Raw genomic sequence first — 12126 nt, 5'->3', positions numbered from 1 at the left:
AAAGGATAGGTTATGAGCTATGCCAATACCGAAGTTGCCCAAATCGCGGCCATCAGTCGCAATCGCTGTATCGGCAAAGGGAATGATTTGCCGTGGCATATCTCAGCTGACTTGCAGCATTTTAAAAGCATGACGACCAAACAAAGTGACGGCGCGATACAAGGTATCGTCATCATGGGTCGCAAAACCTTTGAGTCGATGGGCAGCAAGCCGCTACCAAAACGTATCAGCTTTATTATCACGACCCAACTAGACTACGCCGCGCAAAATGGCTTGGTCGGTAGTGAAAAAGCATATGTGATGCATAATTTAGACGATGCGCTGACACAAGCGGCCAGCCTTGCTCATGGTGCGCACCTTGATACCATTTGGGTGATTGGCGGCGAGCGTGTCTTTAGTGAGGCGATGATGTATACCGACCGCATCGAGCTGACGCATGTTGATACTGATATTAAAGATGGCGATACCTTTTATCCCGAACTGCCAAATGAGTTTGTAGTCACAGCAGAATCTGAGCAAAAACACGATGAAAAAAGTGGGCTAGATTTTAGGTTTGTGACTTATAAAAGAGAAAATGCCGAATAATAATTGTAGTTTATTAAAATAAAAAAAGCTGTCCTAGATAATTCTAAGACAGCTTTTTTATTGTTGGGCTTTACGAGCACAAACTTAAATTTAGCCCATATTGCTTAAACTACTCATGCAGCACTTTATAAATCGTTTTCGCTAATACCGGACCAATCCCCTGCACGCCAGCCAGCTCTTGCTGCGATGCGCCAAGCAATTGCTGCATACCGCCGAAATGATTGAGTAAGTCACGGCGACGCTTTTCACCCAGCCCCGGTATGACTTCTAGCACCGATGAGGAACGGCGTTTATCGCGCTTTTTACGGTGTGCGGTAATAGCAAACCGATGCGCTTCATCACGGATATGCATCAATAAATGCAGCGCTTTGCTATCCATCGGCAAGTCAAGCGGCTCATGATCGATAAAGTGCAATACTTCCAAGCCTGCTTTACGCCCTTCACCTTTTGCCACACTAATGAGCAACGTATCATTAAGAATACCCAACTCTGTGAGTACTTCTTTAGCAATACCAAGTTGACCTTTACCACCATCAATCAGCAATAGATCCGGCAATGGCTGCTTCTTATAACGCCGCGTCAGCACTTGCTTCATCGCCGCATAATCATCACCACCTTGGATATCATGAATCGCATACTGACGATAATCACGGCGACGCGAGCCACCTTGGTCAAAGACCACGCAGCTACCGATGGTCGCTTCGCCCATGGTATGTGAGATATCAAAGCACTCGATACGGTCAATGGTTCGATCGGTAACATCGGCGAGGACATCTTTTAAAGCGCCAAAGCGCGCATGCAATTCTAGATAATCGCCAAGCTTGGTTTTTAGGGCGTTATTGGCATTGAGTTTGGCCAAATCTAACCATTCAGCGCGGTGCTCGCGAACGTTGGTCTTAACGACCGTCTTACTGCCAAAGTGGGTTATCAATGCTTCGTTGACCGCTGTTTGATCCGGCAGCTCATGGCTGAGTATAATCTCAGCTGGCAAATCATCGGTCACTTGAAAATAAAACGAAGTAATAAACGCCGATAAATTATCGGCAAGTGGCTCATTACTATCGATATCGGGAAAATAGTTTTTACCGCCAAGCACGCGCCCGCCGCGCACAGTCAGCACATTGACGCAAGTCATGCCCGCCTGACTGGCAATCGCAATCACATCCGCCTCACCTTCTACGGTATAAACGGCTTGCTTTGCCTGTACTTCGCGCAGCATAGACAGCTGATCGCGATAAAAAACCGCCTTTTCAAAGTCTAAGGCTTCCGCGGCGCTCTCCATCTTTTTAATTAACGTCTGATGAATATCACTTGAATCACCTTTTAAAAAGCGAATGGTATTATTAACGTCCTCGGCGTATTCTTCTGGCGACACCAAACCAACGCAGGGCGCACGGCAACGCTTAATCTGATACTCAAGGCACGGGCGCTTACGCTGTTTAAAAAAAGTATTGGTACATTGGCGCATTTGAAACATTTTCTGCATCAGCACCAGCGTCTCTTTCGCCGCATGAGCCGATGGAAACGGCCCAAAAAAGCGACCTTTTTGGTGATTGCCCTTACCGCGACCATAAGCCAATCTTGGATAAGGCTTATCCGCAGAGATAAACACATAAAGGTAAGATTTATCATCACGTAGTAGCACGTTATAAGGCGGACGATGCTCTTTAATCAGGTTTTGCTCAAGTAATAGCGCTTCGGTCTCACTACGGGTAATAATGGTTTCGATATTATGAATTCGTGCTACCAGTGCCCGTGTTTTTGGATGGTCAATGGTCTTGGCAAAGTAGCTGTTGACGCGGCTTTTCAATGATTTGGCCTTACCAACATAAAGAATATCGCCATTTTTACCCAGCATTTTATACACCCCTGGCAGATTTGGCAGGCGCTGAATTAAATGCTTAAGGCGGGCTTTTTTATCGTCGACGGGACTCGATGCGGAGACATTGACCATAGAATTTTTGACTCTTAAATAAGGGCTTTAACGTTAGTACAGAGTAAAAACAGCACACCGTAAAAACGTAAGTAATATCATATGTATGGGGCAACAGCAGGTATTTTGCAAGCCAAAAACTAGCTTAACTAAAGTCATAAAAAAAGCCAGCATCGAGGCTGGCTTTTTATGGAAAACGTTAAAAATCTAGTGACGGAAGTTTGGCAAAAGCGCTGGGATACCGGGCAACATGCCGACGATAGCCATCACTGTGGTTAAAATGACAAAAGTAACCACAGGAATAATCCAGCGACTCATTTTTGTTAAGCTGGCACTGCGATCTTTAGATCCAATTAAACCTAAGTTATCCAGTACCAGAGTAATCGACCAACCAAAGGCTGGATTGACCAAGGCTGACGCAAAGACGACAATCGCCGCAGACTGCGTGGTTTTACCTTCGCGGGTCATCTCCATGCCCGCTTCAAGTAGCGGGATAAAGACGCCAACAATCAACGCCACGCACATTACTGGTTCCCAAATGGCTAAATCCATGGGGTAACCCCAAACACCAGCAATAATACAGAACAATCCCGTCAATACCGCACCGGCTGGAATAGGACGCTTCGCAATTGCCGCTGGTACAATATAGGTACCCCATGACGACGCAAAGTTGGCACCGCCAAGCACAGAGCCTGCTACCTGACGAATAGATGCACTGGTCATGGTGTCATCGATATCCATCAGCACGCGCTCAGTACGTTTTGGATAGCTTATTTTTTGAAAGACTTGATGACCTAAAAAGTCTGGTGACCACATAGCGACTGCCAATACTGCAAAGGGCAATACCACGATAAAGCTTTCAACAGTTGGCAAGCCTAACATCCAACCGGTGTTTTCGCCCCACCAATACATTGGATTCATATTTGGTAGGCCAGGTGCGGTTTTAAAGGTAAAAGGCGCGCCCATCGCAAAGGCAACTCCGCCGCCTAACAAACAGCTGAGTGGCACCGCCAGCCAGCGTTTTTGATAATTCTCTAACAGCGCGTATAAGATAATCGTCAGTAGAATCACCACAAAGGCGATATGCGACATACCAATTCCTTCCGCCCAAGCAAATAGGTTTTTGACTTGGGATGTGGTGCCGATAAAGCCTAAATATAGCAGTAGGCCGCCACACACGCCTTTACTAGTCAAGTTCGCCAGCAGACTGCCGCCTTTACTAATCGCAAGTAACAAGCCAAAAGCACCGATTAGCAGACCAAAGGCCATCGGGTGACCACCTGCGGCAACGACGATAGGAATCAGCGGAATCAGTGGGCCGTGCGTACCAGCAAGGTTAGCAGTCGGTAGCAGGAAGCCTGAGAATAAAATCACAAAAAACGCCACGATAAGCAATTCATAACGCACGTTTTCTAGCACGAAAGCATCGCCCAAACCAAGCGGACCAGCAAAGGTTGCAGCAATGGCGCCCACCATCACCACTTTACCGATGGTCGCTGCCATTGCCGGAATCGTATCTTCATATTCAAAACGATAATCGCGGAACGGCAAATTAGCACGCCAACGTTTTGGTTGCATGATTTGCAGTTCATGATTGAGGTAGGCATTACGATTTTTAAAGCTAGCGCTGGGCTTATGTAACTCTACATAGCTGCCTTGCAAATCGTCATTATCAAAAGGGATTGGTTGCTGCGGGTTGCGCCCTGAGGTGGGAAGCTGTGTACCACTCATCACATTTCCTTATGTCGACTGAGGTTTGCGCGATCCTACTTACCTTATGACGGCGTAAACCAATACAGGGAAAATAAAACCGCTCAAAACAAAATGCGGCTATTGTAAGGCATCGCCAAAGATAATGCGAGGCTTTAACCATTAAAAGATACTATCCGTATCGTTATGAAAAGTATTTTTTATGACTCAATCGGTGATACTTAGAAAATGGTAATGAATGCAAACAAGATAATGGCTTTATCGTCGCACTTGCCGTTTCGTTACGCTTTAAAACTGGCGAGACTCATGGTTTTTCACTATGATAAATGTCTTTTTATGGCTCATTGCTTGAAAACTTACCTTATAAGCAACAATCCTTGCAGTCATACTTAACTTAATACAATAAAAATAACCCATACCACCAGACTAGCAATATCTAAAAAGGGAATAGGAAATATTGATGAATTTACTGCCTAAAAGACTTGAAACGCTTAAACGTAACGCGAAAAAAAATATCATGCCATTACTGACGCCCTACTTGCTTAAACTGCGTATCAACACTTATGCGCCCTACATCGGCGCTGGTATCAAGATTGAACATATGAACTTAGATCAAGGTTTATGCGTGGTCAGCATGGGCTTAAATAATTTAAACAAAAACATCGTCGGCACCCAGTTTGGGGGCAGTTTATACTCGATGGTAGATCCGTTTTATATGCTGATGCTCATGCACCAACTGGGCAGCAGCTACGTAGTGTGGGATAAAAGCTCACATATTGAATTTATCGCGCCGGGTAAGAGCAAAGTCACCGCGCGTATCAAGGTTAGCAGTGCTGAAGTAATCGCTATTCAAGAATTGGCAAAGGATGGCGAGCCGGTCTTTCGTGAATACAGCGTCGATATCGTCGATGAGCAACAAAAAGTCGTAGCTACTGTGACCAAGACCGTTTATATTCGCTTGCGTAAGTACAGTAAGTCTAAAGACCAAACCAGCCGCGTAGACAATATTGAGATCTAAAACATTGAAAGCCAACATGTCGCGCAAATCTTTAATGAAAACAGCATGAAAACAGCATGAAAGCAGCAATTAAAGCCTAAATAAAAGCGGCAGAAACAAAAACCCCAATCTGGCATCAGCACAGATTGGGGCTTTGTCTTTTTTGGTATGGCCCGCTTATTTATAAATAAACCTATGAATAAGGGCTTGTATCTACTTTCGCCTTGCCAAACATCGAGCGTCCAATCAGACGACTAAGCGCGGCAAAGCAAACTGGTTCTTAAATACCAGGAGCAGTATCAACTGCTTTAGGTACGCCAGCGTCAGTTTTTTTGTTTGCAGCTGGACGAGCACCAAGTTTTTCGCGGATACGGGCTGATTTACCAGAACGCTCACGTAAGTAGTATAGTTTCGCACGGCGAACTGCGCCACGGCGTTTCACTTCGATGCTATCAATGATTGGTGAATGCAATTGGAATGCACGTTCTACACCAACACCGCTTGAGATTTTACGTACGGTAAACGCTGAGTTTAGACCGCGGTTACGCTTAGCAATTACAACGCCTTCAAAAGCCTGTAAACGCTCACGCTCACCTTCACGTACTTTTACTTGAACCACAACGGTATCGCCGGGTGCAAAGCTTGGGCGCTCAATCAATTGCGCATTTTCGATGACCTGAACCAATGGATGCTTGTTGCTCATGAGAGTTATCTCCTCACATTAGATAATAGAGGCTTGACGCATATCACCTGTTTGTAATAATGAATCATAGCTATTATTAATATCTTGGATTAATAATAACTACAACGTAAATGGGTTATGACCAACGGCCATGATGCTATGACACGTTTTATTGTTGCTCAAAATTTTATTACTTAACTGTTTATTTATTAACCGCTATTAACGCTATTTTTTATCTGCTTTTGTCAATGCCTTTAACCACTTCGCTTGCTCGACCGTTGGCGTAAACGCTTGCCATAAATCTGGACGCCGCGCTTGCGTACGTTCGACCTGTTGGCTAAAGCGCCACTTGGCGATATTGCCATGATGTCCTGAAAGTAGAACTTCAGGAACCGCCAACCCAGCAAATTCATGCGGCTTGGTATAGTGCGGACAATCAAGCAAACCATCGACAAACGAGTCTTGCTCAGCAGATTTATCATCACCCATAATATCAGGCAGACGACGTATCACACTATCCATGAGCACCATTGCTGGTAGCTCGCCACCGGTCAACACATAATCACCAAGTGAAATTTCCATATCGACATACTGCGTCAATAAGCGCTCATCAATACCTTCGTAACGACCACATAATAAAATCATGCCGTCATACTCAGTCATACTGACCACACTACTTTCGCTGAGCGTTTTGCCTTGTGGTGACATATATATCACCGGACAGTGCGCACTATCGACACGGCAACCGTGCTGACTGGCGCGCAGGCGGGCATCCTCAATTGCTAGGGATAATGGCTCAGCCATCATCACCATACCAGGACCTCCACCATACGGGCGCTCATCAATACGGCGATAATTATCCGTGGTATAATCACGTGGATTGATGCATTCAATCGTGACTTGCTCCTGAGTGACTGCCCGTCCCGTGATTCCAAACTCACGAATCGTGGCAAACATTTCAGGGAAAATACTAATCACGGCAAAATACATCAGATCTCTACTTGCATAAACACTGCGTGAATGACGTTTTTATCAATCAAAAGAAATTACGATTAATAATCACTTTGCCATGCCACAAGCACGGTTTTCTCAGCCAAATTGACCTCAATCACCGTTTGCTTATGCCAAGGTATTAGGCGCTCCTCGGCGTCCAAACTGTCTGACGTTGCCGCGACACGCATGATGTCATGGGCCCCGGTTTCAAACATTTCAGTAATCTCGCCTAAGTTTTCGTCCTGCTCGTTTATCACGCGCAGGCCCACCAAATCTGACCAATAATATTCGTCTTCACCAGTTTCTGGCAAAACGTTTTGCTCAACCCAAATGGTCACGCCATTCATGGTCTCTGCAACGTTACGATCAGGGACTTGCTCAAATTGAGCGACAATGCCCGTCCCTTGCTCGCGCCACGCCTTTACAGTTAAAGGCTTCATGCCAGTAGCAGTTTTCATCCACCAAGGCTGCATGTCAAAGATTGCCGTGCGATCATCCGTGTCACTAAATACCCACAGCCAGCCTTTGATGCCATAAGGCTTTTTTAGCTGACCGATTTTCATAAGCGCACTAGCGTTTGGAACAGATGACATAACGGCTAACCTAACGATGACTAAAACAACAATGATAGATAAAGCAATGACTAAAAAACGAGGGTAAATACAGTTCAATCAACAGCGCTAAGCGCAATCAAAAGTCATAAACAGTTAATGGCGCACCCTGGTCAGACCAGTTACGCTATGTTTTCTAAAGTCTGTTGAGACTGCCATAGACCAGCTATCAGCGCCTCATTGACGGTACAAACTTAAGCAGTTGCTTCAGTTTGAGCGGCAGACTTGTTATAAGCTTTTGCTAATGAAGCAACGCGATCTGAAGGTTGTGCACCTTTAGCGATCCACGCATTGTACGCTTCCATGTTTAGGCGTACTGCTTCTTCAGACTCTTTAGCGAGTGGGTTAAAAAAGCCGATGTTTTCAATGTAGCGACCGTCACGCGCGCGGCGTTGATCAGCAACAACTACTTGATAAAATGGGCGTTTCTTGGCACCGCCCCGTGCTAAACGAATAACAACCATGTGAATTCTCTCTTTCGCAGGTATACCAAAAAGGGCATAATTATAGCACAGTCTTATTTTATTGAAAACATAAACCGTGCTTATTTAATTATTTATTAACAATAGCTTAAATGGCAAAGCATGTAAAATACAATTCAAAATATCTTGTCAATTTATAGCGACAGAATGCTATTTCAGGTCTGGGTCTTCTTGCAAATTGACTATCGTAAAGCAACCTGTCTTACTATTTTATTATGCTATGCTACCAACAATAGCAGTGATAGAAATCCATAAAACATAAGCTTGTAAGCGCGCATACAGCGAGTTACTTTTTATCTAGATATTTAATTTATATAGACATTCAATAAAAATACCTTATCTACCTGCTTTACCTGCCATTTTAAAGAAAATCACTTTACCCATATTTTGATTAATTTTTTGGATATATATGACCACCGCAAAATCACAGCCTCGGCGCAAAGGTTGGCTCGCCCGCTCCTACTCTAACAGTTGGCTCACCACCTTGATGGTCGCTTTTATCGTCATTATTAGCGTCGGGGTGTCGATTTCATTTTTTTGGCGCAGTCTGTATTTGCCAGAGCTTAAAAATCATGCGCGCTATCTGACCAGCGAATTGCGTTTGATGAACAGCGTCAATAAAGACTGGAAAAATGATCCGGCCGTCCGGCAATGGATTTATCAGCATTCGCATGTGGTGGTGGTCAATAATCCTAGCGATTTTCCAGTGATAGAAGATAAGGCGTTTGTTGGCGTCTTTACCGATGTGTTGCAGCGCGAAATTGGTGCGCAATTGGGTCGTCCCGTAGAGGTCTACTTTAAGTTTAAACCAACGCCGCAGCTGTGGGTGCAAGACAGTCGCGATACCAGCTTTTGGATTCGCGAGCCGGTGGTATATTACTCACAGTACAGTCCCGCTTTATTAGTATTATTTTTAGTTGGCTTACCAATTTTAACCTTGCTGACCATTATTTTATTAGCGCGGCAATTAAATCGTCCACTACGCTATTTGCAGCGTGCGGCGACCAACTATATTCGCTTGGGTCACGCTACCACTTTACCGACCCACAATGGTCCTACTGAGATCCGCCAAGTTAATATGGCATTTAATCGCTTATTTACTACCCTCAATCAAGCACAAAAAGAGCGGACGATTATGCTGGCGGGCATCTCGCACGACTTGCGCACGCCGCTGACCCGTATGCGTTTAACCGCTGAGATGCTGCCCGATGAATTTTTCCGTGAAGGTTTGATTTACGATATCGAAGACATGGATGCGATTTTGGAGCAGTTTATTTCCTTTATGAAAGACGGTTCCGATGAGCCAGTGCGCCTGACCAATTTGGACACCATATTTAATGAAATCATGGTGCAATTTGCGCCGCTAGAGTTTATTTATCAATCCGAATGTCAAAAAATGGTACCCGTACGGCCAATGTCTATCAAACGCTTGGTGATTAACTTGGTCAATAACGCCAAGCGTTACGGCAAACCGCCCATTTATTTATCCGCAACCGTGGTGCCGACATTCATAGAAAAAACGGTGGTAGAAGACAGCGATGTAGTGACTGAAAATGAGGTCAATAAAGAAGCAAAAGAGCAGTTATTGATATGTGTGCGCGACTGCGGTGAGGGCGTCGCAGAAGACCAATTAGAGCGTATTATGCAACCGTTTGAGCGCGGAGAGTCAGCGCGTACTACTCAGGGTAGCGGGCTTGGTCTAGCGATTGTCGATCGTATCGCGCGCCTGCATCATGGGACGGTCGAGGCCATCAATCATCCAGATGGCGGCCTACAAGTCTGTGTCCGTATTCCACTTATCTCTAAAGTTGCCGGAGAGCCGCCATTGGCTTCTGACAATGACAAAATAACTAACGCTGCTAGCAATATAGACGACCAATAAAATAGATGGTCGTTAAATAAAAGTAGCAGGCAACATCAAAGAATTGCTAATAACTGATCGTTATTAGCGACTTTAATAACCCTACTTTTTAGTACCAATCACTGGAGGAATGTACTCGGCGCTATTACTAAAAGTTAAAGGTTGGGTTATTTCTTGCTGCGCAGCCTTTAGCGTCTCAGTGCTGGTTGGCTGCTGTAAAAATAAATAATATCCAAGCGCTGCTGCGTTCAATACCACTAAACCACCAAACAAATACGGCATCCTTTGCCCTCCTCTACTATCAATAAGCTCATTTCAATCATTTTAATACATCATCAATATCAATTTATCGGTCATTATAAAAGATTAAGCATCGAAATCGCGTTCACTTTTTTCTTGCGTCAATTCATCGGCAGCAAGGACTTGGGTTAATGGTTTAATCGGCCAAGTCATGACAAAGCGTGCGCCGCCAAGCTCACGGCTCTCGTCCACTTTCATATTGCCATTAAACCAAAAAGCGATACGCGATACGATAGACAAGCCTAAACCATAACCACCTGAGGCACGTGTACGACTATCGTCCAAGCGTGAAAACGGAATAAAGACTTTTTCACGGTCGGCTTCAGGGATACCGTGCCCATCATCTTCTACGCTGACAAAAGCATTACCTTTTTTCACTCCCGCACTAATGATAATCGTACTCTCAGCATAACGTAAAGCATTCCCAGCTAAGTTCTGAATCACCCGGTGCAAGTAACGTCTATCCGCAACCGCCGTCACTTTCGCATTTGGCAGCTTGGTTACTATCTTAATGGGTTTGCCCAAAGCATTGGTTTCACGCTCAATTTGCTCCAGTAACTCGCGCAGATTGACAGGTTCTAAATCCAGTTTTGGTGAGCCTTCTTCAAGTTTGGCGTACGTTAGAATCTCATCAATCAAACCATTTAGAGCTTCGATATCTTCATCAATATAATCACGCTGCATAAAGCGCGAATCTTCATCATCGGTATCTGCCAGCATATCGACAGCGAAACGAATACGTGCAACCGGCGTTCGCAGTTCGTGCGATACTGCCCGCGTCAGCTCGCGCTGTGATTCAATCAGACGCTTAATATGCGCCGTCATCGCATTAAATGTCGCCGATAGACGCGCAATTTCATCTTGTCCGATGACTTGTACTTTGATATCAAGATTGCCTTTACTGACTTCGTTAACACCCACTTGAATCAGTTGCAGCTTCCGCTCTAGCGGGAAAATAAGCGCATACACGCCTAAGCTGATTAAGAACATACTGATCAAAATCATACTGACAATCAGATTGAGCGGGAACCAGTTAAACAAAGGTACCGGCCCGATTAAAATCGCCATATCATTGATTTCAGACGGCACGACCACTTTAATCGACGAATTACTTTTACTGGTATTGGTATCTTGTAATAAGATGACGACCTCATCGCGGCGCAAGCGTGCCATTTGATCGGGGTCTAAATTAAGAGTATTGATCGCTCTAAACTCTAATGGGAAAGAAAACTTCTCTTCCAATTGAGCTAAACGCGCACGCTTATCGGATAAAGTCGCATAATAAGACAAATCATCGAGCAAAAATACAGCGATAGCACGTACTTGCTGCTCGGTCACTTGCGAGATACGCGCGGTTAAAACGCTCTGGTTATCCGGTAAGCGGTAATAAACATCGGCATAAATAGGCTGGGCAACATAGCGAACGACGGTATTACCTTTTTCAAAACGGCGCAGCTCACTGGCATTAAAATCGACCTCGTTAATAGGCACAATATTAAATTCTGCGCCAAATAAACTACTGGCATCAGACAGCCAATATTCACGCTGTGATTCGCTTTCTTGATGGGCAATGCCTTCAGCAACGATATGAAAAGCACCCGTGGCCATGTTTTCGCGGTAAGATTGGACGCGTTCTTTATTGATCGTATCCATCAACAATTGCGCAAATAATGCCACACACAAACAGACAATGAGCAGTCCAGCATAAATACGAACAAAGATACTGTGTTTAAGAGAAGAAACTAATGACATACGTGCCGTGACCAACCTAATAAAAAATTATTGATAAAGGAAGAAGAGAAATTCTTGCAGCGCAATTTATCTCATATAATCAAAATATCCTAAAAACGCTAAGGTATTGCTGATATCAATTTTTTGTAGCCTCTGTCTGCGCAGGCACAGCAAGCAAGAAAAATTGCTATTAGTAGTGCGTGATGTATCGATATTACTTTTCACTCACTATACTATTAAT

The 12126-nt window shown here is 44.5% G+C and carries 11 protein-coding genes; 3 read left to right on the top strand and 8 right to left on the bottom strand.

Annotated elements, in window-relative coordinates:
• The first annotated feature begins 12 nt into the window (after positions 1–12).
• Positions 13–585 carry a dihydrofolate reductase gene (locus tag JMX70_RS10840; RefSeq protein ID WP_201592038.1) on the top strand — a complete coding sequence of 191 codons (573 nt, stop codon included), beginning with the start codon at positions 13–15 and terminating at the stop codon, positions 583–585.
• A 109-nt stretch (positions 586–694) separates the two neighbouring features.
• Here the strand turns inward: JMX70_RS10840 and uvrC are convergent, their stop codons facing one another.
• Both uvrC and JMX70_RS10830 read right to left on the bottom strand, forming a co-directional pair.
• Entirely contained in the window at positions 695–2539 is a 1845-nt protein-coding gene (gene uvrC / locus JMX70_RS10835; RefSeq protein WP_201592036.1) for an excinuclease ABC subunit UvrC, read from the bottom strand.
• 186 nt (positions 2540–2725) lie between these two features.
• On the bottom strand, positions 2726–4249 hold the full coding sequence (locus tag JMX70_RS10830) for a DUF3360 family protein (RefSeq protein ID WP_201592033.1): 1524 nt from the start codon (positions 4247–4249) through the stop codon (positions 2726–2728).
• A gap of 439 nt (positions 4250–4688) precedes the next feature.
• On the opposite strand from JMX70_RS10830, the gene JMX70_RS10825 reads away from it, so the two are divergent.
• Positions 4689–5246 (top strand): DUF4442 domain-containing protein, encoded by a 558-nt coding sequence (locus tag JMX70_RS10825; protein ID WP_201592030.1) that lies wholly within the window; start codon positions 4689–4691, stop codon positions 5244–5246.
• 259 nt (positions 5247–5505) lie between these two features.
• Here JMX70_RS10825 and rplS read toward each other — a convergent pair whose 3' ends face one another.
• From rplS to rpsP, 4 genes are all read right to left on the bottom strand, one after another.
• Positions 5506–5928: a 50S ribosomal protein L19 gene (gene rplS, locus JMX70_RS10820; RefSeq protein ID WP_068403752.1), complete on the bottom strand. Its 423-nt coding sequence runs from the start codon at positions 5926–5928 to the stop codon at positions 5506–5508.
• Positions 5929–6132: 204 nt separating this feature from the next.
• Entirely contained in the window at positions 6133–6897 is a 765-nt protein-coding gene (gene trmD / locus JMX70_RS10815; protein WP_200662737.1) for a tRNA (guanosine(37)-N1)-methyltransferase TrmD, read from the bottom strand.
• A 62-nt stretch (positions 6898–6959) separates the two neighbouring features.
• On the bottom strand, positions 6960–7493 hold the full coding sequence (gene rimM, locus JMX70_RS10810; protein ID WP_144297691.1) for a ribosome maturation factor RimM: 534 nt from the start codon (positions 7491–7493) through the stop codon (positions 6960–6962).
• A 212-nt stretch (positions 7494–7705) separates the two neighbouring features.
• The gene (gene rpsP, locus JMX70_RS10805; protein ID WP_021812802.1) at positions 7706–7975 is read right to left on the bottom strand and encodes a 30S ribosomal protein S16; all 270 of its coding nucleotides are present in this window, start codon (positions 7973–7975) and stop codon (positions 7706–7708) included.
• Between the two features lie 427 nt (positions 7976–8402).
• Between rpsP and JMX70_RS10800 the strand changes: the two genes are divergently transcribed.
• On the top strand, positions 8403–9875 hold the full coding sequence (locus JMX70_RS10800; RefSeq protein WP_201592027.1) for an ATP-binding protein: 1473 nt from the start codon (positions 8403–8405) through the stop codon (positions 9873–9875).
• A gap of 81 nt (positions 9876–9956) precedes the next feature.
• On the opposite strand, the gene JMX70_RS10795 is transcribed toward JMX70_RS10800, so the two are convergent.
• Both JMX70_RS10795 and JMX70_RS10790 read right to left on the bottom strand, forming a co-directional pair.
• A complete protein-coding gene (locus tag JMX70_RS10795; RefSeq protein WP_068404248.1) occupies positions 9957–10136 on the bottom strand; it encodes a hypothetical protein in 180 nt (59 codons plus the stop codon).
• Positions 10137–10220: 84 nt separating this feature from the next.
• Positions 10221–11906 (bottom strand): ATP-binding protein, encoded by a 1686-nt coding sequence (locus JMX70_RS10790; RefSeq protein WP_201592024.1) that lies wholly within the window; start codon positions 11904–11906, stop codon positions 10221–10223.
• Between the last annotated feature and the right edge of the window lie 220 nt (positions 11907–12126).

This window comes from Psychrobacter pulmonis (assembly GCF_904846465.1).
Lineage (GTDB): Bacteria > Pseudomonadota > Gammaproteobacteria > Pseudomonadales > Moraxellaceae > Psychrobacter > Psychrobacter faecalis.
Note: the sequence above shows the minus strand (reverse complement) of the source record. Positions and strands in the feature narration are given on the sequence as shown.